Below are 22,359 nucleotides of genomic sequence, written 5' to 3'. Positions count from 1 at the left end.
GTTGGACTGATATAATGCTTAAAAATGCGTATGGAGTAGTGTTGTGTCTGAATCCCCGTTGATTATCGCGCTTGATTACCCGTCACTTGACGCCGCCTTGTGCATGGCGGACCAACTAGACCCCGCCCGGTGTCGTTTAAAAGTAGGTAAAGAGCTTTATACCCGCAGCGGCCCGGCTATCCTTGAAGCGCTGCATGGGCGCGGGTTTGACGTGTTCCTTGACCTCAAGTTTCATGATATTCCCAATACGGTGGCGGGGGCTGTTCAGGCCGCAGCAGAGCAAGGCGTCTGGATGGTGAATGTGCACGCCAGCGGTGGCCGCAAGATGATGGAAGCAGCCGCCGAGCGTTTGGTCAGCCAAGGTTTAGACACGCACCTAATCGCCGTTACCGTATTAACCAGCCTCCAGGAGAGCGACCTGCGCGAAGTGGGTTTAAACGTTTCACCCGCTGAACAGGTAGAGCGCTTGGCGCTGTTGACCCAACAAAGCGGCCTGCACGGCGTTGTATGCTCAGCCCAAGAGGCGGCACATTTAAAGGCTGTGTGTGGTGAGTCGTTTTTAAAAGTAACGCCCGGTATTCGGCCGAGTTTTGCCGCCGTTAACGATCAGCAGCGTATTATGACGCCGAGCGAAGCGATGCAGGCAGGGAGTACACATTTGGTGATAGGGCGGCCTGTTACTCAGGCGTCTGACCCCATGGCGGCGCTGGCGGCTATCGAAGCAGAGCTTCAGTAGCACGATATGTGTGCGGGTTTGTTTACTCGCCCTCTACACCGGTAATCGGCTTGGTAGTGCCCCAGCGGCGGCAGCTGGGGCACTGCCAGGCAAGGGCATCACTTGTAAAACCACAGCGTCTGCATTGATGGCGTGGACGATCTTTTAAAAGCGCATCCGTGTGGTATTTCAGCAGTGATAAGCGAGTGTCCGGCGCCGTTCTTCCACTTAGCTTCTGGCTTTCGACATACAGATCCAGCAGATAGTCCAACCCGCCAAGGCTCGGCGCATCACGTAGCCAGTTTCCGGTTAACTCAATGGCGGTATCCACGCCATCCCGCTGGTGAATAAGCTCGCCGAGCATCACGATAACGCTGGTGTAAGGTGCCTGGCCCAGTAGACGGTATAAGTGTTTCTCTAGACCTGCTATATCGTCGTTACGCGCATAGGCCCGCTGAAGGGTTGGCAGCATGGTTGGGATATGCGCGGCATCCTGCGCAGGGATATGGTCAAGGCGTTCTATCGCGCGGCCATAGTGGCCGTTATCCATCTCAAGATCCGCCAACAGTAGTGTGGCGCGAATGCAACGTTCATCCAGCAGTAAGGCTTTTTTTAGATGCTTTTTCGCGAGCGCACGGCTGGACTGTTGGATCTCTTCTATGGCCAGCTCGCATAGCCAGTGTGACGCTGGGCGCCGCATACCTGGGTGCTGCTTTAGCAGGGGGTGGATTACCTCTAAAGCGGTTTGCCACTCCTTTTCGCGCTCCAGAAGATCCACCAGTAGCTGCTTGGCCGCATAGCGGCGATCATCGTCGGTGGATTGCTCAAGCAGCGAGTGCAGCAGTCTCTGGGCACGGTCATGAACACCTAGCGCTATAAAATCGCGCGCAAGCTCAAGCTGGATGCGTTCGTTGGTGCCATGCGATAGGGCCGGGCGTGCAAGCAGGTTTTGGTGAATACTGACGGCTTTGTCTGCCTCGCCACGTGTGCGAAAGAGCTTACCCAGCGCGATATGGGTATCTACCGTATCGCTATTAACATCAAGTGCACTGATAAACGTGTTAATGGCTTCATCGGGTTGCTCATTCAGCAGGTAATTTAACCCAACGAAATATTCGCGCGACAGTTGAGAAGGCGGCGCTGTTGGCGCTCGCCGGTGGCGCTGGGCAGCGTATCGAATGCCTAGCCCGAAGCCTATGGCAATCGCTACCAATAGTAGCCCTAGCAGCATGACATCATGCATTTACGCTAGTTCCTTAAACTCCTGGGTGCGTAAACGATCAAGCTCTTTGCGCTGCTGTTTGTTATGGCGCTCGCTGCGTGCAAGACGTGCTTTCAACCGTACGTATACCCCCATCATTGCGAGCATGCCGAGTATGACGCCAAACGTTAATGTCGCCAGCAGCCATACCGAGAGTGTGATGGGGGGGAGTTCAACCCAGATCAGATTCAAGGCAATGGTTTGCTGATTGTTGACGGCAAACAAGATGCCTACCAGTAGAACAACCAGCAAAATAATGGCGAGAATCAGCCCTTTAATCCAACGCATGAGAGTTTCCTAGTCAGTGACGTTCGCAGTATGACCCTATTGTGTATGAGTCTTGGCGCGACGTCATCCCACAGTCACAGATTATCAAAGTATGGCGGCTTCGGGCTCTGTGTTAGTAACCCAACGCACGGCTGGCATCTACCTGTTCGCGCAGCTCTTTGCCGGGCTTAAAGTGCGGTACATATTTACCGTCCAGCTCGACCGGGTCGCCCGTTTTGGGGTTACGGCCAGTACGCGGCTCACGGAAATGCAGTGAGAAACTGCCAAAGCCACGTATTTCCACACGACCGCCGCTGGAAAGAGCGTCCGTCATATCATCCAGTATAATACGTACCGCCGTCTCGACTTCTTTGGCGGATAGCTCCGGTTGACGCATCGCGATTTGTTCGATTAGTTCAGATTTTGTCATCGGTTGGCTCCCTGTAAACGGTGAAGGCTGCCGTTAATAATAGCGGCTGACCTTGATAACCTCGAATTCAGCATACTGTGCAAATTGATATTAAACAATTCAGATAAAACAAGGTACTAGACTGAATAACAGCATAGGCGAAGCTTGGCGCTGGCGCGACCCTTTAGCTTAGGTATACTGACGCTTCATTTTTACCAATGAAAGAGGCTGACCTTGAACGACGATACATCCCCAGCAGCCGTGCTACGTAAGCGACTCTACTGGCATTCGCGTCGCGGTATGTGGGAGCTTGATCTGTTGCTGATCCCGTTTTTAGAAAAACGCTTTGACACACTTAGCGAAGAGGAGCAGTTGACTTATCAGCGCCTAATTGAAGAAGAAGACCAGGACTTGTTTGTTTGGCTCATGCACCGTGAATGGCCTGAAGACCCAGCGTTAAAGCATATGGTGAAAATGATCGTTGAGCATGCAGAAAACACCGATAATTCTGCCTATCGTACCCTCTAAAATGGCAGGCCTGCTTCACTCGGGTTTGGCGATGGGGCTCTGTTCGTTGAGCTACTGGGTATTGGGGCTTTGGGTAGGCAGCGGCATTACCTTTGTCATCAGCCTTTTGCTATGGCGTACTCTCCATAGGCAAGTCCATGGCGTGCTTTATCTAAGCAAGCGTGATACGGCTATTTATGGCCGTTGGCGAAAGCCCTATGGAGAGCTGAGCGATGAAGTGGTGGTTCGCTGTGATTACCTGGGGCCTTGGTTGGTGGGCTTGTGGGTGGGGCCACAGCGGCTCTGGCTGTGGCCCGATAGTTTCTCTCGTCATCATCACCGTTTGTTGCGCCGCTTATACCACCGTGCCGGGCATTAAATCCGCTAGCGTTAAACAAGAAATCGCAGGGGCGGGAAGGTGAGACGGCCAATCCATAGAGTAATGTAACCCGCGTGATTCATGCCGTTTCAATGCGGCGATAACGGTTAGCTGAGCCAGCCTGATTGCTTGACGTAACTGCATATACTCAGGTTGAAACTGGCCGGCTCCTAAGCGTTCCAAACGCTTATCCAATAACGCCAACTGCTCATGAGCGGCAGCCAATCCTGAGTTGCTGCGTACAATCGACACCTGTTGGCTCATCGTGGTTCGTAGCTCGTGGCGCCATTGAGCCAGTAGGTCCTGCTCTTCAACGCTTAATAACCGGGCGGACGGTGGTAGGGGCGTAATGGGCGGCGCGTGCCATTCGTTGAGATGTTGTTCTCGAAGTGCGCTTGCACAGCTACGCGCATACACCAGGCACTCCAATAGTGAGTTGCTGGCCATGCGGTTGGCACCATGTAGGCCGGTACAGGCAGCTTCACCGACTGCATAAAGCCCCGGTATGCCTGTCGCGCCCTGATGATCGGTGGCAATGCCCCCGCAGCTATAATGGGCGGCGGGGACGACGGGGATGGGTTGCTGGGTGATATCAATCCCGCGGGAGGCGCAGTGCGCCAAAATGGTTGGGAAGTGGTGGTGAATAGCTTTTTCACCAAGGTGGCGGATATCCAGCCATACGTGCCTTTGGGTGCCTTGCTGAATTTGAGCATCGATGGCTCGCGCAACAACGTCCCTGGGAGCAAGTTCTGCGCGAGGATCAATGGCTGGCATAAACCGCTCGCCGGCTTCATTGAGCAAGTAACCACCTTCGCCACGTACCGCTTCGCTAATTAAAAACGCGGGACCGTCAGGATCATACAGGCTGGTCGGGTGAAACTGCTGGAACTCCAGGTTCATTAATCGCGCGCCAAGCTCCGCAGCCATCATCATGCCTTCGCCGCTACCGGGGGTAGGGGTTGTGGTATGGCGATAAAGGCCGCTAGCGCCCCCGGTGGCTAGCGTGGTGTAAGTCGCGGTGAGTGTGTGCCGTTGTCGCTCTGTATCGATGCCATAGGCACCTGTGCAGTGCCCGTGGCAGTTTTGGAGTAACCCTAAAATAGTGATATCGCGGCGCAGGGTAATATTGGCATGCGCGGCGACTTTGTCTTGCAGGGTATCTACAACGGCGCGTCCCGTGGCATCGTCGGCATGAATAATACGCCGGGCGTTATGGCCGCCTTCACGGGTCAGGTGATACGGATAGCAAGCGTCAGGGGCGGGGTCCGGGGTAAAGTGTACCCCTTGATCAATTAACCATTGGATGGCCGCCGGGCCGTGGGTAACGGTAAAACGTACAGCCTGCTCATCACATAACCCGTCACCAGCGACAAGTGTGTCACGAATATGCGCTCCTAGGTTGTCTTCGGGGGAGAGCACCGCTGCAATGCCACCCTGGGCCCATCGACTGGCGCCTTTATCATTGTGGGCTGGATTTACCAGTGTCACCGACAGGTGGTCGGCAATATCCAGGGCGAGGGTTAACCCGGCGACGCCGCCGCCAATAATTAATACATCCGTTGTTGGCGTGCTCATGCGGCCCGCTCCTTGTTTTTGCTATCTGGCGCTATGGCGCATAAAAGGTAAGCGCATCGCGTAGTCATTAGCCGTTGACGATGTATAGACGCAAAAAAATCCGCGTCGATCAAAATGATCTCGCAGATAATAAAGTCATAGGGGGAGATAAAAACAATGGTGCCCGGAGCCGGACTTGAACCGGCACGGAGTTACCTCCGAGAGATTTTAAGTCTCTTGCGTCTACCAATTTCGCCATCCGGGCAGTGCAATTGGTGTATCGTTGCACTTAACACAAAAGTGGAGGCTGGAGTCGGAATCGAACCGGCGTACACGGAGTTGCAGTCCGCTGCATAACCACTCTGCCATCCAGCCTAAAGAGTCGATGGAGCGGGAAAAGAGATTCGAACTCTCGACCCTCGCCTTGGCAAGGCGATGCTCTACCACTGAGCTATTCCCGCTCGACTCGAGGGCGAATTATACGCATCGTTGAGCGGTTGTCAATCATCAATGATGCAAACATCCCCTTCGAGGAATCAACTGCTTACATGGAGCGGCTAAGGTGCGGCCAGGCAGCCTTTAAATATTGGATCATGGACCAAAGCGTTAAGGCCGCAGCGACGTACAGCACTACCACACCCAGTAGGGCGATCTCGTGTGTGGGCGGCAGCGCCAAAAGGATCAGCAGGGCCACCATCTGGAGCGTGGTTTTAAGCTTGCCTATCCAGGAAACCGCGACCAAACCCCGCTTGCCCATTTCTGCCATCCATTCGCGCAGGGCCGATATGACGATTTCACGGCCAATAATGACAAGCGCAGGCAAGGTCAGAATGAGTGTATCGTAGCGCTCAATCAGCAGCGCGAGTGCCACAACGACCATTAGTTTGTCGGCCACTGGGTCTAAGAAAGCGCCAAAGGGGGTTGACTGATTCCAGCGGCGGGCCAAATAGCCATCTAGCCAATCGGTCATCGAGGCTAGCGCAAAAAGGCCAGCCGCCAGCGGCATGCTCCAGTTAAAAGGCAAGTAAAACAGCACAACGAGCAAGGGAATAAAGGCAACTCTTGCCAGTGTAAGTACGTTGGGTATATTCATCGCGGCTGGCGATCCTTACCGGAGAGTCATTAAATTCGAAATGTAGTAAAGGCTATTCTATCCGCCTTAGCGACTAGCATCTATGCCCAATGGTGGTTTATCCATTCAGGGCCAAATAAATACTCTCTGCAAGTGCGGCACTAATGCCTGGGACTCTTGCCAGCTCGGCGCGGCTCGCTTTCTGCACACCTTGCAATCCGCCAAAAAAACGTAACAACTCACGGCGCCGTTTAGGACCAATGCCGGGAATGTCTTGCAGAGTAGAAGTGCGCCTGGCCTTGTCGCGCTGGGCTCGGTGGCCTGCAATTGCAAAACGGTGCGATTCATCCCGGATATGCTGAATTAAGTGCAGAGCAGGGGAAGCGGGGTCCAAGGGAAGTGGGTTATCCGATGTTTCCAAAAAGAGTGTCTCAAGCCCGGCTTTGCGTGTGGTGCCTTTGGCAACGCCTAGCAAAATGATCGTGGTAATGCCGAGTTGGTTAAGCACCTCTCGGGCCATATTAAGCTGACCTTTGCCGCCATCGACAATCACAATATCCGGGGCGATGGCTTCGCCGCTTTCTACGCGTTTCAGCCTTCGCGTCAGCGCTTGCTGCATGGCGGCGTAATCATCGCCCGCCGCCACGCCTTCTATGCGGAAATGGCGATAGTCGCTCTTGCGCGGTCCTTGATGGTCAAAGACCACGCAGGAGGCCACAGTGGCTTCACCCTGGCTATGGCTGATATCGAAACACTCAAGCCGTTCGGGCATGGATTCAAGGCCCAGCGCTTTCTGAAGCGCTGCAAAGCGTTGGGTGAGCTGCGTATGGTTCGCCAATTGAGACGCTAACTGCTGCTCAGCATTGGTCATCGCCAACTGCTGCCACTGGGCGCGATGCCCGCGTACCTGGCTTGTCACACGAATACGCTTGCCCGCTTGCTGTGTGAGTGCCTCGGCAATCAGGTCGCTGTCATCCAGCGCATGGCTGGTAATGACTTCACTGGGCACGTTATGCGGCTGGCCAAAATAGTACTGGCTTACCACCTCGGTCAGTAGGGCTTCTGGGGAAAGGTCCAGACCGTTTTTGGGCGCATGGTGGCGGGCGCCGAGCATGCGTCCATCGCGAACGCTTAACACCGAAACGCCTAGCGCGCCTGGCCGTTGGGCGAGCGCGAAAATATCGGCATCGCCGTTCTGGTTATCGACAAACTGGCGCTGCTGTAGCTGGCGTAATTGCTGTATCTGGTCACGAAAGCGGGCAGCCTCCTCAAAATCCAGGTCTTGGCTGGCGGCTTCCATCGCCTCGGTCAGCGCTTGGGTTACGTGCTCACTTTTGCCTTCCAGACACATAACGGCGTGTTCAACGTCGCGGCGGTAATCCTCTTTTGCAATGTAGTCTACGCAAGGGGCGCTACAGCGCTGGATTTGATGCTGTAGGCACGGACGAGAGCGATGGGCAAAAACGCTGTCTTCGCAGTTGCGAATGCGGAAGATTTTCTGCATGAGTGACAGACTTTCGCGTACCGCGCCGCTGCTGGGATAGGGGCCCAAGTAGCGGCCGTCGTCACGCCGTTGACGTGCGCGTTTATATTCAAGTCTGGGATAGTTGTGGCGGTCGGTGACGAAGATAAACGGATAGGACTTATCATCCCGTAATAAAATATTGTAGGGCGGGCGAAGCTCCTTGATCAGAGTTTGCTCAAGTAGCAGTGCCTCGGTTTCGCTGCGGGTTACGGTGATTTGAATATCCGCAATCCGTGCCACCATCGCCTGCGTTTTCGTGTTCAACTGGCCACGAAAATAGCTGGCAAGGCGGGCTTTTAAGCGTTTCGCTTTGCCTACATAGAGCGTATCGCTGTGTTCATCAAGCATACGGTAAACGCCGGGGGAGGTGCTTACCGAGCTTAAAAACTGTTTTGCATTAAATGTCATTGCACCGTATCGAACGCCGAGGAGTGGCTAAGGATGTTAGGTTTATCCCTGACTGGCGTCAAAGCCATCCACTAGCCCATGACGTAGAGCCAGGTGTGTCAGTTCGACATCGGTGGCCACCTGAAGTTTATCAAATAGCCGATAGCGGTATGTATTCACGGTTTTGGGACTCAAATGCAAGCGGTCAGAAATATCCTGAACGCGCTGACAATTGACGATCATTAACGCAATTTGTAGTTCGCGATGGGAGAGATGGCTAAACGGGTTGTCTTCGTTAGTAAAGTGAGACAAGGCCAAGCGCTGGGCTATCTCTTGGCTGACGTAGCGACGACCATGAAATACCTGGCGGATCGCATCGGTCATTTCTGTTGCGCCGGCGCCCTTGCTTAAAAACCCGGATGCGCCAGCCTCCAACATGCGGCGTAGTACACTGTCTTCCATGTGCGCCGTTAAGATCAGTACCTTGATATCTTCCATCGTACGATGGATGCGGCGCGTTGCTTCCAGCCCGCCTATCCCCGGCATGCGTATGTCCATCAGGACAATGTCCGGTTTTAAATGACGGCACTGGGTGACTGCGCTTTCGCCATCGTCGACCTCGCTGACAATTTTGATATCGCTCTCTTCATTTAGCAGATGAGCAATACTGGTTCTTACCAGATGATGATCATCGGCGATTAGAACGTTGATCAAGGGGGCTGGCTCCTGCGTGGAAACATAGTGGGCTCAGAAGGTAGCCTCTGACGCTGACCCATAGAGTGCCACAGCTGACTATAAAGTAGAATTAGCAAACGCGTATTTGAATGGTTTCTTGACCTTGGTCCGGTTTCATAATAGCATGCGCCTCGCTTAGTCCGTAAGGGCGATGGCATTGGGGCCTTAGCTCAGCTGGGAGAGCGCAACACTGGCAGTGTTGAGGTCAGCGGTTCGATCCCGCTAGGCTCCACCAGAATTAATCGAAAAAGCCTCGCTATGAATAGCGAGGCTTTTTCGTATGTGTGTATCAATGGCTCTTGGGTGATGGTTGCCTAAAACTCGCCATCTGATGCAAGCCATCAATATCAATAGCCACCAAACAGGGCTCTTTGGTGGCTATTGATGCGGGTTTATTCGCTAATCTGGCCAAGCAGTAGAAACTCGATTAGCGCCTTTTGCGCGTGTAAGCGGTTTCCAGCTTCTTGCCAGACCACGGCGCGGGGGTCATCAAGCAGCGTATGGCTGATCTCTTCGCCACGGTGTGCAGGTAGGCAGTGCAAGAACAGTACATCGCTTTGCGCCTGATCCAGCATGGTTTCTGTGACCTGGAAACCGGCAAAATCCGCTTCACGCTTGGCTTGCTCTTCCTCTTGACCCATGGACGCCCAAACATCGGTGGTCACCAGGTCTACGCCCTGAACGGCTGCCTGCGGGTCGTGCATTAGTGTGACGTGATCCCCAGCGGCCTCCATGATGTCGGCGCGTGGTTCGTAGCCTTTCGGGCAGCAAATGCGCAGATGGAAATCAAACTGGCGCGCCGCGTTAATCCACGAGTGACACATGTTATTGCCGTCGCCAATCCAGACGGCGGTGCGGCCCTTAACGCTTCCGCGTAGCTCGGTCCAGGTCATCACGTCGGCCAGTAGCTGGCAGGGGTGATAGTCATCGCTTAACGCGTTAATGACGGGAACGCTGCTGGCGCTGGCGTAGGTTTCAAGGCCTGCATGAGAGAAGGTGCGGATCATAACGGCATCGACCATCTCGGAAAGCACGCGAGCGGTGTCTTCGATTGGCTCGCCGCGCCCTAACTGAGTGTCGCGCGGAGATAAGAACAGCGCGTGCCCGCCAAATTGCGCCATGCCGGTTTCAAACGATACGCGTGTACGTGTCGACGATTTTTCAAAGATCATCGCCAGCGTGCGGTTCGCCAGCGGCGCATACTCCGGCCCGTTGGCTTTAAGATCTGTTTTAATTTTAATGGCACGCTGAATCAAATAACTCAGTTCATCAGGCGTCAAATCCAGCAGGGTAAGGAAATGGCGTGTCGCCATGATTGCTTCTCTCCGCGTAAAAACACCATCCTAGCGAGGCGGCGGGGGATGCGCAACGCGAACGGCACGCGTAGAATGGCCTCCAAAGATGAAGGCCGAGTACCGTACTCAGGTATTAAGTCAGGCGCCTGGGTGATCTACGGTTTATTTCGTGCGTATACTGACCTTCGTTGCGCTAGTTCTTTACTTAAGGAGTACTTTTATGAGCACAACAGCCGAAAATATTCAGCGCCAAATTAGCGAAAATCCCATTTTGCTTTACATGAAAGGCTCGCCTCAGCTGCCGCAGTGTGGCTTCTCAGCCCAGACGGTCCAGGCCTTGATGAACTGCGGTGAGCGCTTTGCGTTCGTTAATATTTTGGATAACCCGGATATCCGTGCTGAGCTGCCTAAAATCGCCAATTGGCCTACTTTCCCGCAGCTGTGGGTTGAAGGTGAGCTGGTCGGTGGCTGCGATATTGTCGTGGAAATGCATCAAAACGGCGAGCTCGAAAAGCTGGTTAAAGAAGCTGCCCAGCGGGCAGGTGCGGAAGATGGTGCAGATAACGCCTAACGATAACGCCCGAGTTCCCCGCTCGGGCGGTTGGCGGGCTGCGGCGTAGCCGCTAGAATGGCGTTTTATCACGCATTGTGGCACCTGCTGTTATTGAAAGATACATCATCAGGACAGCCCGCCGAAGGAAGTATTGCTCAATGAGCTATCAGGTTCTGGCCCGCAAGTGGCGACCACGTACATTCCACGAACTCGTGGGTCAGGCCCATGTTCAGCGCGCCTTGGTCAATGCGCTTGACCAGGGGCGTCTTCACCACGCCTATTTATTTACTGGCACCCGCGGTGTCGGTAAAACCACGCTTGCTCGTATATTGGCCAAATGCTTGAACTGCACGGCTAACGGGCGCGGCGATGAGGGCATTACCTCAACACCGTGTGGTCAGTGTGATAGCTGCATAGCCATTGATGAAGGGCGTTTTGTCGACTTGATCGAAGTCGATGCGGCGTCGCGCACCAAGGTAGAAGATACCCGCGAATTACTGGATAACGTGCAGTACGCGCCCACCCAGGGGCGTTACAAGGTGTACCTGATTGATGAGGTGCACATGCTTTCAACCAGCAGTTTTAACGCGCTATTGAAAACGCTGGAAGAGCCGCCTCCTCACGTTAAGTTTCTGCTTGCCACTACGGATCCGCAAAAGCTGCCTGCAACGGTGCTGTCGCGCTGTCTTCAGTTCACGCTTAAACACATGCCGCCTGAGCGAGTTGTTGAGCATCTCACCTATGTACTGGGTGAAGAGGGCGTGGCCTTCGATGAAAGCGCGCTATGGCTATTAGGCAAAGCAGCTGAAGGCTCAATGCGTGACGCCATGAGTCTGACCGACCAGGCGATTGCCTTTGGGCAGGGCGCCGTCCGTCATGCCGATGTAGCGGCGATGCTGGGAACCCTGGATCACCGGCATATTTTAGCGCTGGTAAGCGCGCTGGCGGATGTAGATGTGCAGCAACTGCTGGCTGAAGTAGCACAGTTGGCAGAACAGGGCCCTGATTTTGCTGCCGTGCTAGACGAGCTGTCGGCTATTTTGCACCGTCTTGCCGTTGCCCAAATGGTGCCGGACGCCGTGGATAACAGTCATGGTGATCGAGAGGCTATTTTACAGCTCGCCAGCCGCTTTACCGCTGAAGATATTCAGCTCTACTACCAAATAGGGCTTCAAGGCCGAGGCGATATGGCACACGCGCCTGACTTGCGCAGTGCGCTGGAAATGACGCTACTGCGCATGCTGGCGTTCCGGCCGCAGGGCGTGCCCAAGCCGCCCCGCACGCCGCTACCGCTGCGTGCTGAGCCAACAGGGTCGGAGGGCAGTCAAAGCGTGGGGCAGAGCGCAGCGCCAGCCAGTACGGCGACTCAGTCACCTGCTTCAGCCTCGGCCAGCAATTATGTTCAATCAGAGCCCGAAGCGTCTGCCGCGTCTGCGGTTAGCTCTCTATCCGATGCTCCCGTACCTGGGACTGGGGATCAGCCAAAGGCAGACACAGACTATATAGACACGCCGCAAGCAGAGCTCGAAAAAAAACATGCCCAGCAGCCAGCGTCTGATGCACGTGTTGAAGGGGAAGCGCTTGGCGATAGTCCCGAAATACGGATGGGTTCAACAGGGTATAAAGCAGACGATAACGAGGCAGCTGCCGCGGATAGCCCAATGCCGCCGCCATGGTCGCTTGATGAGGTGGAGCAAGCCGAAGCACATGAAAGCGGCCAAACGGAAGCGCCTTCGCCAAGTGCTCGCAAAGCCCCCGATTCCGAGACCGTGTTGGCTTCAGCGCCGGTATCAACCTCTGAGTCAGAAGCCGTGCCAGCCCCTGAGCAGACAGCGCCCATCGCTGACGTCGGTAATGAAGTGCTGGACCATGCAAAATGGCTGCTATGCTTTGATTCTTTAGGCTTGGGCGGCTTAACGCGCAGTTTGGCGGCGAACTGTCTGCTGGAGAGCGACGATGGCAATACGCTGACGTTGCGCCTGGATCCAAGTCAGGCGGCCATGCAGGCAGAGATTCATAAAACGCGCATCGAACGCGCATTAAGTGAACAAGGGGTGCCGCGCCGGGTCGAATTCGTGGTGGCCGAGCTGTCGACACAGAGTGAGACACCGCGTCAGCGCGAAGAGCGGTTGAATCAAGAGCAGCATGCGCAGGCTGTTGATCTCTTGAACCACGATCCCAATATACAGAAGTTACAGCAGGCGTTTGGTGCGACGCTGATAGAATCAACCGTCAAGCCCGCGGCCGCCAAGCGTTAGCATTGCACCGGATACTCGTTTTTTAACAACCCCGTCTTTAATTAGCCAGGAGAGCACACCATGTTGAAAGGTGGAATGGGCAACTTGATGAAGCAAGCCCAAGAGATGCAGGAAAAAATGCAGCGCATTCAGGAAGAAGCCGCTCAGTCAGAAGTATACGGTGAAGCCGGCGCAGGCATGGTTAAAGTCACCATGAACGGACGCCATGACGTGAGCCAGGTCAGCATCGATCCAAGCGTAATGGAAGAAGATAAAGAGCTGCTTGAAGATCTTTTAGCCGCCGCGGTGAATGATGCTGTACGTAAAGTTGAAACAAACTCTAAAGCTCGGATGGAAGAAGCAACGGCTGGATTGAACCTGCCACCTGGTTTCAAGATGCCGTTCTAAGTAATGCGCTTCTCTCCTCTTATTGAACAACTGATGGATGCGTTTCGTGTGTTGCCAGGGGTTGGGCCGAAGACGGCCCAACGTATGGCAATGCATTTGCTTGAGCGTGAGCGGGCAGGCGGTCAGCGTCTTGCTTCGGTCATTCAAAAAGCGATTGACGAGGTTGGCTACTGTCAGCGCTGTCGCACGCTGACCGAAGCTGATATTTGCGCGATATGCGAAACGCCTCGCCGCGACGATGCCTTATTGTGTGTGGTTGAGTCACCCGCTGATCAGCTGGCGATTGAGGAAGCGGGCGGCTTTCAGGGCCGCTATTTTGTGCTTCATGGGCACTTGTCGCCTCTGGATGGTATCGGTCCTGACGCGATTGGGCTTGAGCAGTTGGAAACGCGTGTAGCAGAAGGCCATATCGAAGAAATTGTACTGGCGACCAACCCAACCGTCGAAGGTGAAGCAACCGCGCACTATATCGCCGCTCAATTGGCCCACTACGGCGTGAAGTTTTCACGTTTAGCTTATGGTGTGCCTATGGGTGGTGAGCTTGAGTATGTCGATGGCGGTACCTTAAGCCGTGCGTTTAATGGCCGACAGCCCTTTACCAGCGATTAACCCATCAACATTGCAAGCGCAATCGCGGTTGTAGCAACCTGGAAGTATGCTTTGTCTTCTCTAGCCTCCCCCGTATACCAGTGGATTGACAGTCCCGAGGCGCTTGATGCGGCCTGCGCACAAGTGGCCAACGCCCCTGTCATCGCGCTGGATACAGAGTTTTTCCGTGAAAACACGTTTTTCCCCGTCCCTGCATTAATTCAATTTGCTGCCGGGGACGTTGCGTATTTGGTTGACCCGCTGGCCACGTCCTGCACGCCCGCCTTTCGGCAGTTACTGCAAAATAGCGCCATTAAACTGCTGCATGCGTGTAGTGAAGATTTAGAAGTTTTTCAGCATTGGGCCGGGGTGTTACCAACGCCATTGGTGGATACGCAGGTTGCTCAAGGGTTTCTTGGTGAAGTGCCCTCGATGGGGTATCAAAAACTGGTGGAGTTTTGGATAGGCGAAACGCTGCCCAAAGAGGAGACGCGCTCCAACTGGCTAGAGCGGCCTTTGACGCCCTCTCAGTGTGACTATGCGGCGTTGGATGTTATTTACCTGCTTCAAGTATGGGCGCATCAGGCTGAACGACTGGAAGGGTTAGGCCGCGGCCAATGGCTGCATGAAGAGTGTGCCAGTTTGATCGAACAGGCCGGGCGCAGCGTTGAAGCGGATGGCCAGTGGTACGCCCGTCACCGTCAGCTATGGCGGCTTGATCCGCGCCAATTAGAGGCTTATCGGCTGATGACCATTTGGCGGGAAGGCGAAACACGGCGGCGTAATTTGCCGCGCAATTGGCTTATTAGTGACAAGTTGCTGTTTGCGGCTGCTGACGCCATGCCGAAAAATCGCTATGAGTTGGCCGAGGTGGAAGGCTTTAAACCAGCGTTGGTCAAAAAAGAGGGCGACACGCTATTGGCAATGGTTAAAAAGGCCCAGCACTGCGACGAAAATGAGCTGTTGGCGCGTTGGCCGGACCCGATGCAGCCCGCCTTTAAACAACGTTTCAAAGCCCTAAAATCCGTTATTAACACGAAAGCGGCCGGGCTTGGCATGGCGTCTGAAGTGTTGATGCGCCGCCGTGATATTGAGGCGTTGGTCATGCAGGACATGGCAAGCCAGCCTTTAACTCTGCCACAAGGATGGCGGGGCGAATGTTTGGCCGATGAGCTTGAGCAGGCATTAAAGGAGTTGTCTAAATGAGTGACAAGCTGCTTTGTGAGATTTTTAAAAGCTCGCGAAAAGATGAAATGTATTTATACGTTGATAAGCGCAAAGGCCTCACGCCCGTTCCTGAGGCGCTGCTTGCAACGTTTGGAAAGCCCGTCGCGGTATTCACCATGATTCTCACCGCCGATAAAAAACTGGCCCGAGTAAATGTTGATGACGTTATAGCCGCTATTGATGAACAGGGCTTTTATCTGCAGATGCCGCCTGCAAAAGAGGATTACTTGCTTGATGTACATCGCGCGCAATTAAACGCGCGCGATGCGGCGCAGTATCCACTACCGTGAATTTCCTGGCCCATGCCTGGCTTGCCTGTGAAGGGAGTGATGATTTTCTTTACGGCAACCTGATTGCCGATGGTGTTAAAGGTAGTGATCTGGGTGATTGGCCAGTCGATGTCGCGAGCGGCATACAGCATCACCGTAAAGTGGATGCCTGGGTCGACCAGCATCCAAGCGTGCTAAATGCGAAACATCGGGCGCCTGCAGGTAAGCGACGCTACGCTGGTATTGCACTGGATATTGTGTGGGATCATTTTTTAGCGCGAGATAAGGCCGGCTTGCTTGAGCAGCAGCAAATGGTAGAGCGCTGTTATCGCCTGTTGTCAGCGAGACCGGCGCCCAATCGGCTGGAGGCGATGATGCCCTTTATGATCAAGCACGATTGGCTAAGAAATTACGCCGATTTTGATTTTACCTGCAAGGCAGTTGCAGGCCTTGGTCAGCGCTTGTCAGGACCAAATCGGCTTGCTGAACTCATCCCTTGGCTGCAAAGCGACTATCGTTTACTGGAAGCGGATTATCATTCGCTATGGCCAGCGTTAAGCGCCACGTTAAGCAGCGATGGGGCTGTAAATTACGCGTATAACCCGCAAGAGGAGTAAGAATGGAAACCGGAATGCGCGAGCGCTTTTGGGAGCGTTACACGCTGGAAGAGCTTACCCCGCAAGAGTGGGAGGCGCTTTGCGATGGCTGCGGGCAGTGTTGCCTGTTAAAGCTACATGATGATGAAACGCAGGAGCTGGCTGTCTTGAACGTCGCCTGCCGCCTGCTGGATATTCAAAGCTGCCAATGCAGTGATTACCCGAATCGCTTTGATAGTGTGCCTGACTGCACCCAACTGACGCCTGCACTGGTAAAAGAGTTTACCTGGCTGCCCGCTTCGTGCGCGTATCGCCGAGTATCCGAAGGGCGGAAGTTAGCTGGCTGGCATCCGCTGCTGAGTAATGATGCCGAGCGCGTGCACCGTAAAGGCATCAGCGTGCGTAGCTTTGCGGTCTCTCAGGATGATGTGCCTGAACGAGAACTTGAATCCCACATTATTGCTGTACTGCCCATGTAAGTAACCATCCTGCAAGTGGCAGCCCCAGCCCTCTCCTTTTTGACGACATTAAGCCGGTCCACACAAATATCCAGCCTGACGTGATCGTTAGGCGACGGGCTTGTGCTTGGCTATATTTCTTAAGGCAAGCATTATGCCTTTGAACAAGGATGGTTGAGCCGCTGTGTTTTTAGCTGCTCTGTTTTTATTCGGCTTGGCGGACGGTTGCTTAAGCGGCATGTCCCAAATGGTTGGGAAGTGGTCCTGGTGCTTCATTGCTTGCTCCAATAGTAAAGGTAAAAGCATTCGACTAAAGTTGAGTATGAAGCAAAATTGTTTTTGTGGAAAGTATTTTCAAAAAAATAAAAGGCAGCGCGAAGGCTGCCTAACGGTGGGAGGTTTACAACAGTGGGCTGCTTAGATGGTGCTATCCTTGAAATCGGCGGCTAACCCCAATGCCCAAAGGATAAACGCGTCTTGCCTAGCGGTATCTTGCCACGCTTTAAATCGGCCGGATGCACCGCCATGCCCGCTGCTCATATCGGTATGCATCAAAACAGGGGCGCTGCCTAGCTGCTGTTGGGTGACTTGCGCGTAATATTTGGCAGGCTCCCAGTAGCTCACCCGTGTATCAAACCAACTGCCTTCAATCCAAAGCGCGGGATACTCTTGGGCCGTTATATTGTCCATGGGCGAGTAGTGACGAATGCGTTCGGCCACTTCGGGTGTTTCGGGGTTTCCCCATTCGCTGTACTCAGCGGTGGTTAGGGGAAGTTCGGGGTTTTGCATCGTGCGTAAGACATCCAAAAACGGCACATCAAGCACAGCGGCACAAAAAGCCTTGGGAGCACGATTAACACACGTGCCGACCAATAAACCGCCAGCGCTGGCGCCGTAAGCGACTACTCGCGCAGGGTCACTTACTCCGCACTCCACCAGCGCATCCCGCGCGGCCAGAAAGTCGTTAAAGCTATTCTCCTTATGCGCCATTTTACCCTGCAAGTACCAGGGTTCACCCCGCTCGCCACCGCCGCGCACATGGGCAACTACAAACGCGGCGCCGCGTTCAAGCAACTCCAGGCGGGCAATAGAAAACCACGGGTCAAGCGCTTCCCCGTAAGCACCGTAGCCATAAAGTAGCGTGGGTAATGGCTCGCCGACCAGGTCCGCACGCATTACGATAGAGACCGGTACTTGCTCGCCATCTGCGCTGGTGGCCCATATTCGGCGGCTTACCAACTGCTCCGGTGTTAAACCACCATAAACGGGAACGCGCTTAAGGAGTGTTCGCTCGCCACTGGCAAGATCAAGCGCAAACCAGCTGGGGGGCTGTGTAAAGGACTCCTCGCGTAAGCGTAATTCCTGGGTGTCAAAATGCGGCGCATCTTCAAGTGATTGGGAACAAGGTTGCTCTGGCAGGCTAAGGTAGTCGTCAACCAAGCGATGATGCTGTGCATCCAACACCCAGCGACGCAGCACTACCTGCGCTTGGGTATGGTCGCGCTCTGCGATAATCAGCCCCCAGGAAAACGCATCAATACCTTCCAGTGTGGTGTCATCGCGCGGCGCAATAAGCGGCTGCCAGCGTGCTTCAGGGTTGCCCAGGGCTGGTTCGTCCAGGAAGTCGAGCTGAAAATGCGCGCTTGTCTGGTTATGGACGCGGTAAAAGGTGCCTGGCCGGTGATCAATCGTGTACTCAACGCCGGATTGACGGGGCTGCACACAGAGTGGCACGGCCGATGGCCGATGCGCGGGCAGCGCGTAAATCTCGTTGGTATCTTTCGAGCCGCTTTCGATCAGTAACCACTGGCGCGAGCGGGTTTTGCCAATGCCCAGCCAAAACTCAGGGTCCTTTTCACGCAGCACCAGAGTAGGCGCTGAGTGCTGTGCAGGTGCGTTAAAAGGGAGCGATACTTGCCAAATACTGTCAGGGCGTTGGGTTGCATCAAATCGAGTAAAAAAGAGAGTTGCCGAGCTTGCTGTCTGGTCTTCAGCCCAACATAAGCCCGCACCAATATCGCTGAGCAGAGAGACAGGCTCGCCGCTGGGCAGCGATTTTATCCAAAGCGTGTAGCGCTCGTCTCCTTGTGTGTCCTCTGTCCAGGCGAGCCACTGCTCGTCAGGAGAGAGTGCCATATCGCCCATGTCATAAAATTCTTCATCCGCAGCACGGGCTTGAACATCAAAAAAACATTCACGCTGTGCCGGTTGCCCGTTTGGGAAACGCCACCAGTGAGGGTAATCATCGTCGGCGCCGGTCTCGCTCCAGAACGTAAAGTGGTCAAGCGCTGTCTCAAGGCTGGTGACGGCAAGCTCACGGCGCGCAAGATGGCTTTTATAGAGCGTTTCGGCCAGCGGAGCCAGCGGTGCAAACCATTGGGCCTGCTGCTGGTTGGCGGCTTCTAAAAATGCGCTAACATCAGGCGAATCTCGTGCTTCCAACCAGTGCCATTTGGGATCATTAGCGCGATAATAGCGCGCGACGGGTGAGCCTGCGAGCGTGTCTGGCTGTGCTTTCATAAATTGATAGGTACCATAGCGGGAAATTAACGTCGGGTGCATGCACCCACATGAGGGGTATTATGCTGTTTACAGGTTCAATGTCACAGCTGTGGCTAAGTTATTACGGTATTTCGCTGCTGGTCGTCATTGCCATCTATTTTGCGGTGGCGTTTCTACCGCGTTTGCCGCGCCTGGTGGTGACGTGGGGAATGGCGGGCGCCATGTGGACGCCAGCGATGTTTCGTCTACCGCTAGTAGAAGAGGGTGAGTTCTATACCGGTTGGGCGCCTGCGGCGATGGTGGCCGCGGTTGGTTTTCTTGAGCATAACGTTAATGCGCTGCGTGGCAGCCTGTTGTGCCTGGTCGCTGGGATTGCTATCGGCGCAGCGATAGGCATCGCTCTCTGGTGGTGGCGTCGGCCGCCAAGTGCGCCGCCCGCCAAGCGCGTGAAACAGGAGGAAGCTGAAGACCCACAGCCTACGCGTCGTCGCGAACCGGTTATTGGTTAATGCAGATAATGAAAAGCGGAAGGAGGCGCGGTTATGTGTGAGCTGTTGGGGATGAGCGCTAACGTCCCGACCGATATCTGCTTTAGTTTTTCAGGCTTTTTACATCGTGGTGGCGGCACTGGGCCGCACCGCGACGGGTGGGGTATCGCTTTTTATGAAGAGGGCGGGTACCGCGAGTTTCGTGACCCGCATCCTTCTGTCAACTCGCCCATCGCACGGCTAATCTGCGACTACCCGATTAAATCAAACGTAGTGATTAGCCATATCCGCCAAGCAAACGTTGGCGGTGTGCGCCTGGCGAATACTCACCCTTTTACGCGTGAAATGTGGGGCCGCCCTTGGTGCTATGCGCACAATGGTCAGCTAAGCGAATGGCAGCACTTACCGTTGGGGGTGTACACGCCGGTTGGCAATACCGATAGCGAACATGCTTTTTGTTGGCTAATGGGTCAACTGCGAGACGCTTTTCCAACGGCCCCGGCATCGCCTGAATCTTTATGGGAGACGCTGCATGCACGATGTGAACAGCTACGTGCTTTGGGCGTGTTTAACTTGTTGCTGTCCGATGGTCAGTATCTCTATACCTACTGCTCGACGAAGCTTGCGCATATTACCCGGCGAGCACCCTTTGGTGATGCCGAGCTTTCTGATGCCGAACTTACGGTTAATTTTGCCGAGCACACGACACCCAATGATGTGGTTTCTGTTATAGCCACCGAGCCGCTAACCCACAATGAAGCCTGGTGCACCATGGTGCCCGGCGAGCTTTTAGTGTGGCGTGAAGGAGAAATCGAGGCGCGTTACTGTCCATAAGGGCTTGTCCATAAGAACTGGCCATAAGAACTGCCCATTACGCTACATTGTTACGTAGACATTTAGAAAAGATGGGAGGAAGGTTAGGAGGAAAGTTAAGAGCTCGGCCCTTTATCGGCTAAAGTTGAAACACAAGTTTCAATCGATCGTTTTACAGCATGTCTGGGGTCGTATATCGTTGGCCCTCTTGCCTCGCGACAATAACAAGGTCGGTTATAACATCGACATGGATAGCGGAGATTGCCCATGAGCGAACACGCCACAGCGCCTATTTTACGCGGCCCAGCGCTTGAAGGGTTGGATAAGTACAACTCTGTCACAGATGTTTTTCACGCGGCAGTAAGCCGGTATCAGCAAAAGCCTGCTTTTAGCTGCATGGGCAAAACGCTTACTTTTGCTGATCTTGACCGTCTTTCAGCAGACTTTGCCGCTTGGCTTCAGCACGAGACTGATTTGAAGCCGGGCGACCGGATCGCCATTCAACTGCCCAATGTCTTGCAGTTCCCCGTGGCGGTATTTGGCGCCATGCGGGCAGGTCTGGTCGTGGTAAATACCAACCCGCTTTACACCGAGCGGGAGATGACCCACCAGTTTAAGGATTCTGGCGCCAAGGCTGTGTTGATATTAGCCAATATGGCTAAAAAGCTTGAAAACGTCGTTGATAAAACCGATATCAAACATGTGCTGGTCACCGAGCTGGGAGACCTGCACGGCCTGCCCAAACGGTGGTTGATTAATGCGGTCGTGAAGCATGTGAAAAAGATGGTGCCTGCCTACTCGCTGCCCACCGCGTTAAGTTTTCGTGATGTTTTGAAAAAAGGCGCTTCTTTAAATCACACTGAGGTAAGTCGAGAACAGGATGATTTGGCCGCGCTGCAGTACACCGGCGGCACAACCGGCCTGCCAAAAGGGGCGATGCTAACCCACCGTAACTTGATTGCTAATATGCTACAGGCACGTGCCGCTATTGGTAAGCACCTAAACGCGGGCGAGGAGTTAGTAATAGCGCCGCTGCCGGTTTACCACATCTACACCTTTACAGTTAACTGCCTGTTTTTAATGGAGTCGGGCAATCATTCGCTGCTGATTACCAACCCTCGTGATCTGGACAGCTTTATAAAAGAGCTTAAAGGGCTAAAGTTCACAGCGTTTATTGGCTTAAATACGCTGTTCAATGCGCTGTGTAATCGTGACGACTTTAAGCAGCTCGATTTTTCCCATCTAAAGCTGACTATTTCTGGTGGTATGGCGCTAACCAAGGCAGCCGCCCAGCGTTGGGAGCAAACGACAGGTTGCCCAGTTGCTGAGGGGTATGGATTGACAGAAACCTCGCCAATAGTGAGCTTTAACCCAACCGATGCTATTCAACTGGGTACGATCGGTAAGCCCGTTGCAGGCACCTCGGTAAAAGTAGTGGATGCTAATGGCAGTGATGTGGCTCTGGGCGAGCCGGGCGAGCTTTGCGTGCAGGGCCCTCAAGTGATGAAGGGATACTGGCAGCGCGACGATGAAACCCGTAACTCCATCGATGAGGGCGGCTGGTTCCATACCGGTGATATCGCAGTGCTTCAGGACGACGGCTACATCCGCATCGTTGACCGCAAGAAGGATATGATTCTGGTGTCGGGCTTTAACGTCTACCCCAATGAGGTGGAAGACGTGGTCGCCGCCCATCCGGATATTATCGAAGCGGCGGTAGTCGGTGTGCCGGACGATGACGCAGGTGAAGTCATCAAGCTGTTTGTCGTCTCCAAAAACAGTCAGTTGGATGCCGAAACGCTGCGCAGCTGGTGCAAAAAAGAGCTAACCGGCTATAAAGTGCCCAGGTTTATCGAGTTTCGTGATGAACTGCCCAAAACCAATGTGGGCAAAGTATTGCGTCGTGAACTGCGCGATGAAAATAAGCCTGCGGCCAGTGAGGCAGATAGTTAGAGGAAGCGTCTATAGTGACGAAAATAGATAACGCACTGATGAGCGATTACGCCACTGGTTAGGCGTCGCGTTGGTGAAAGCGTTACAATATTCGGCCCGCTCGCGTAGCGGGCCGAATAGTTATTTGCCCTACCGATAATCCATTGGTACATCTGCTTTTC

The 22,359-nt window shown here is 54.1% G+C and carries 23 protein-coding genes and 4 tRNA genes; 15 read left to right on the top strand and 12 right to left on the bottom strand.

Annotation, left to right across the window (positions count from 1 at the left end):
• Positions 1-43: 43 nt before the first annotated feature.
• Positions 44-736, top strand: coding sequence for an orotidine-5'-phosphate decarboxylase (pyrF, locus tag FKN99_RS06240; protein WP_172117078.1), 693 nt, complete (start codon positions 44-46; stop codon positions 734-736).
• Between the two features lie 22 nt (positions 737-758).
• On the opposite strand, the gene lapB is transcribed toward pyrF, so the two are convergent.
• From lapB to FKN99_RS06225, 3 genes are all read right to left on the bottom strand, one after another.
• A complete protein-coding gene (gene lapB / locus FKN99_RS06235) occupies positions 759-1,958 on the bottom strand; it encodes a lipopolysaccharide assembly protein LapB (RefSeq protein WP_172117077.1) in 1,200 nt (399 codons plus the stop codon).
• A complete protein-coding gene (locus FKN99_RS06230) occupies positions 1,959-2,264 on the bottom strand; it encodes a lipopolysaccharide assembly protein LapA domain-containing protein (protein ID WP_087106669.1) in 306 nt (101 codons plus the stop codon). It lies immediately after the preceding gene.
• Between the two features lie 112 nt (positions 2,265-2,376).
• The gene (locus FKN99_RS06225) at positions 2,377-2,673 is read right to left on the bottom strand and encodes an integration host factor subunit beta (RefSeq protein ID WP_172117076.1); all 297 of its coding nucleotides are present in this window, start codon (positions 2,671-2,673) and stop codon (positions 2,377-2,379) included.
• A 213-nt stretch (positions 2,674-2,886) separates the two neighbouring features.
• Between FKN99_RS06225 and FKN99_RS06220 the strand changes: the two genes are divergently transcribed.
• The gene (locus tag FKN99_RS06220; RefSeq protein ID WP_087106665.1) at positions 2,887-3,180 is read left to right on the top strand and encodes an FAD assembly factor SdhE; all 294 of its coding nucleotides are present in this window, start codon (positions 2,887-2,889) and stop codon (positions 3,178-3,180) included.
• Positions 3,140-3,538 carry a hypothetical protein gene (locus tag FKN99_RS06215; protein ID WP_253926985.1) on the top strand — a complete coding sequence of 133 codons (399 nt, stop codon included), beginning with the start codon at positions 3,140-3,142 and terminating at the stop codon, positions 3,536-3,538. Before FKN99_RS06220 ends, FKN99_RS06215 begins: the two co-directional genes overlap by 41 nt.
• On the opposite strand, the gene nadB is transcribed toward FKN99_RS06215, so the two are convergent.
• From nadB to uvrY, 7 genes are all read right to left on the bottom strand, one after another.
• Positions 3,515-5,113, bottom strand: coding sequence for an L-aspartate oxidase (nadB, locus tag FKN99_RS06210; protein ID WP_172117075.1), 1,599 nt, complete (start codon positions 5,111-5,113; stop codon positions 3,515-3,517). The two genes, FKN99_RS06215 and nadB, sit on opposite strands and share 24 nt — an antisense overlap.
• 157 nt (positions 5,114-5,270) lie before the next feature.
• Positions 5,271-5,357, bottom strand: a tRNA-Leu gene (locus tag FKN99_RS06205).
• A gap of 36 nt (positions 5,358-5,393) precedes the next feature.
• Positions 5,394-5,467 (bottom strand) — tRNA-Cys (locus tag FKN99_RS06200).
• An 11-nt stretch (positions 5,468-5,478) separates the two neighbouring features.
• Positions 5,479-5,553: transfer RNA gene (locus tag FKN99_RS06195), tRNA-Gly, on the bottom strand.
• Positions 5,554-5,636: 83 nt separating this feature from the next.
• The gene (pgsA, locus tag FKN99_RS06190) at positions 5,637-6,185 is read right to left on the bottom strand and encodes a CDP-diacylglycerol--glycerol-3-phosphate 3-phosphatidyltransferase (protein WP_087106661.1); all 549 of its coding nucleotides are present in this window, start codon (positions 6,183-6,185) and stop codon (positions 5,637-5,639) included.
• Positions 6,186-6,282: 97 nt separating this feature from the next.
• Positions 6,283-8,097 (bottom strand): excinuclease ABC subunit UvrC, encoded by a 1,815-nt coding sequence (gene uvrC, locus FKN99_RS06185; protein WP_172117074.1) that lies wholly within the window; start codon positions 8,095-8,097, stop codon positions 6,283-6,285.
• A gap of 42 nt (positions 8,098-8,139) precedes the next feature.
• Entirely contained in the window at positions 8,140-8,790 is a 651-nt protein-coding gene (gene uvrY / locus FKN99_RS06180; protein ID WP_172117073.1) for a UvrY/SirA/GacA family response regulator transcription factor, read from the bottom strand.
• Between the two features lie 180 nt (positions 8,791-8,970).
• Between uvrY and FKN99_RS06175 the strand changes: the two genes are divergently transcribed.
• Positions 8,971-9,046: transfer RNA gene (locus FKN99_RS06175), tRNA-Ala, on the top strand.
• Between the two features lie 157 nt (positions 9,047-9,203).
• Here FKN99_RS06175 and argF read toward each other — a convergent pair.
• Positions 9,204-10,124, bottom strand: a complete 921-nt coding sequence (argF, locus tag FKN99_RS06170; RefSeq protein ID WP_172117072.1) for an ornithine carbamoyltransferase — start codon at positions 10,122-10,124, stop codon at positions 9,204-9,206.
• A 202-nt stretch (positions 10,125-10,326) separates the two neighbouring features.
• Between argF and grxD the strand changes: the two genes are divergently transcribed.
• The 8 genes from grxD to FKN99_RS06130 all read left to right on the top strand — a co-directional run bounded on the left by grxD (position 10,327) and on the right by FKN99_RS06130 (position 16,463).
• Positions 10,327-10,677 carry a Grx4 family monothiol glutaredoxin gene (gene grxD / locus FKN99_RS06165; RefSeq protein ID WP_172117071.1) on the top strand — a complete coding sequence of 117 codons (351 nt, stop codon included), beginning with the start codon at positions 10,327-10,329 and terminating at the stop codon, positions 10,675-10,677.
• 140 nt (positions 10,678-10,817) lie between these two features.
• Positions 10,818-12,917, top strand: coding sequence for a DNA polymerase III subunit gamma/tau (gene dnaX, locus FKN99_RS06160; protein ID WP_172117070.1), 2,100 nt, complete (start codon positions 10,818-10,820; stop codon positions 12,915-12,917).
• A gap of 60 nt (positions 12,918-12,977) precedes the next feature.
• Complete coding sequence (locus FKN99_RS06155; protein ID WP_172117069.1) at positions 12,978-13,304, top strand: YbaB/EbfC family nucleoid-associated protein; 327 nt, start codon at positions 12,978-12,980, stop codon at positions 13,302-13,304.
• A 3-nt stretch (positions 13,305-13,307) separates the two neighbouring features.
• Positions 13,308-13,913 carry a recombination mediator RecR gene (gene recR, locus FKN99_RS06150; RefSeq protein WP_172117068.1) on the top strand — a complete coding sequence of 202 codons (606 nt, stop codon included), beginning with the start codon at positions 13,308-13,310 and terminating at the stop codon, positions 13,911-13,913.
• A gap of 51 nt (positions 13,914-13,964) precedes the next feature.
• Positions 13,965-15,098, top strand: coding sequence for a ribonuclease D (gene rnd / locus FKN99_RS06145; protein ID WP_172117067.1), 1,134 nt, complete (start codon positions 13,965-13,967; stop codon positions 15,096-15,098).
• Complete coding sequence (locus FKN99_RS06140) at positions 15,095-15,409, top strand: YcgL domain-containing protein (RefSeq protein ID WP_172117066.1); 315 nt, start codon at positions 15,095-15,097, stop codon at positions 15,407-15,409. The genes rnd and FKN99_RS06140 overlap by 4 nt, the downstream gene beginning before the upstream one ends.
• Entirely contained in the window at positions 15,406-16,005 is a 600-nt protein-coding gene (locus FKN99_RS06135) for an acyl carrier protein phosphodiesterase (protein WP_172117065.1), read from the top strand. The genes FKN99_RS06140 and FKN99_RS06135 overlap by 4 nt, the downstream gene beginning before the upstream one ends.
• A 2-nt stretch (positions 16,006-16,007) precedes the next feature.
• Positions 16,008-16,463, top strand: a complete 456-nt coding sequence (locus tag FKN99_RS06130) for a YcgN family cysteine cluster protein (protein WP_172117064.1) — start codon at positions 16,008-16,010, stop codon at positions 16,461-16,463.
• Positions 16,464-16,859: 396 nt separating this feature from the next.
• On the opposite strand, the gene FKN99_RS06125 is transcribed toward FKN99_RS06130, so the two are convergent.
• Positions 16,860-18,962 (bottom strand): S9 family peptidase, encoded by a 2,103-nt coding sequence (locus FKN99_RS06125; protein WP_172117308.1) that lies wholly within the window; start codon positions 18,960-18,962, stop codon positions 16,860-16,862.
• Between the two features lie 62 nt (positions 18,963-19,024).
• On the opposite strand from FKN99_RS06125, the gene FKN99_RS06120 reads away from it, so the two are divergent.
• From FKN99_RS06120 to FKN99_RS06110, 3 genes are all read left to right on the top strand, one after another.
• On the top strand, positions 19,025-19,453 hold the full coding sequence (locus FKN99_RS06120; protein WP_172117063.1) for a hypothetical protein: 429 nt from the start codon (positions 19,025-19,027) through the stop codon (positions 19,451-19,453).
• Positions 19,454-19,486: 33 nt separating this feature from the next.
• Complete coding sequence (locus FKN99_RS06115; protein WP_172117062.1) at positions 19,487-20,266, top strand: class II glutamine amidotransferase; 780 nt, start codon at positions 19,487-19,489, stop codon at positions 20,264-20,266.
• 246 nt (positions 20,267-20,512) lie between these two features.
• On the top strand, positions 20,513-22,198 hold the full coding sequence (locus tag FKN99_RS06110; protein WP_172117061.1) for an AMP-binding protein: 1,686 nt from the start codon (positions 20,513-20,515) through the stop codon (positions 22,196-22,198).
• Positions 22,199-22,359: the final 161 nt, after the last annotated feature.

Source organism: Halomonas hibernica, from assembly GCF_013183775.1.
Classification (GTDB): Bacteria; Pseudomonadota; Gammaproteobacteria; order Pseudomonadales; family Halomonadaceae; genus Vreelandella; species Vreelandella citrativorans.
The sequence above is the reverse complement of the archived record's forward strand: the minus strand, read 5'-3'. Positions and strand labels throughout refer to the sequence as shown.

Excerpts from the sequence above, each read along its gene's own strand:
- dnaX (WP_172117070.1), top strand. The coding sequence starts at position 10,818 with ATGAGCTATCAGGTTCTGGCCCGCAAGTGGCGACCACGTACATTCCAC.
- FKN99_RS06225 (WP_172117076.1), bottom strand. The coding sequence starts at position 2,673 with ATGACAAAATCTGAACTAATCGAACAAATCGCGATGCGTCAACCGGAG.
- FKN99_RS06140 (WP_172117066.1), top strand. The coding sequence starts at position 15,095 with ATGAGTGACAAGCTGCTTTGTGAGATTTTTAAAAGCTCGCGAAAAGAT.
- FKN99_RS06230 (WP_087106669.1), bottom strand. The coding sequence starts at position 2,264 with ATGCGTTGGATTAAAGGGCTGATTCTCGCCATTATTTTGCTGGTTGTT.
- FKN99_RS06115 (WP_172117062.1), top strand. The coding sequence starts at position 19,487 with ATGTGTGAGCTGTTGGGGATGAGCGCTAACGTCCCGACCGATATCTGC.
- uvrC (WP_172117074.1), bottom strand. The coding sequence starts at position 8,097 with ATGACATTTAATGCAAAACAGTTTTTAAGCTCGGTAAGCACCTCCCCC.
- FKN99_RS06125 (WP_172117308.1), bottom strand. The coding sequence starts at position 18,962 with ATGAAAGCACAGCCAGACACGCTCGCAGGCTCACCCGTCGCGCGCTAT.
- FKN99_RS06110 (WP_172117061.1), top strand. The coding sequence starts at position 20,513 with ATGAGCGAACACGCCACAGCGCCTATTTTACGCGGCCCAGCGCTTGAA.
- FKN99_RS06215 (WP_253926985.1), top strand. The coding sequence starts at position 3,140 with ATGCAGAAAACACCGATAATTCTGCCTATCGTACCCTCTAAAATGGCA.
- nadB (WP_172117075.1), bottom strand. The coding sequence starts at position 5,113 with ATGAGCACGCCAACAACGGATGTATTAATTATTGGCGGCGGCGTCGCC.
- grxD (WP_172117071.1), top strand. The coding sequence starts at position 10,327 with ATGAGCACAACAGCCGAAAATATTCAGCGCCAAATTAGCGAAAATCCC.
- recR (WP_172117068.1), top strand. The coding sequence starts at position 13,308 with ATGCGCTTCTCTCCTCTTATTGAACAACTGATGGATGCGTTTCGTGTG.
- argF (WP_172117072.1), bottom strand. The coding sequence starts at position 10,124 with ATGGCGACACGCCATTTCCTTACCCTGCTGGATTTGACGCCTGATGAA.
- FKN99_RS06130 (WP_172117064.1), top strand. The coding sequence starts at position 16,008 with ATGGAAACCGGAATGCGCGAGCGCTTTTGGGAGCGTTACACGCTGGAA.
- lapB (WP_172117077.1), bottom strand. The coding sequence starts at position 1,958 with ATGCATGATGTCATGCTGCTAGGGCTACTATTGGTAGCGATTGCCATA.
- FKN99_RS06155 (WP_172117069.1), top strand. The coding sequence starts at position 12,978 with ATGTTGAAAGGTGGAATGGGCAACTTGATGAAGCAAGCCCAAGAGATG.
- FKN99_RS06120 (WP_172117063.1), top strand. The coding sequence starts at position 19,025 with ATGCTGTTTACAGGTTCAATGTCACAGCTGTGGCTAAGTTATTACGGT.
- pgsA (WP_087106661.1), bottom strand. The coding sequence starts at position 6,185 with ATGAATATACCCAACGTACTTACACTGGCAAGAGTTGCCTTTATTCCC.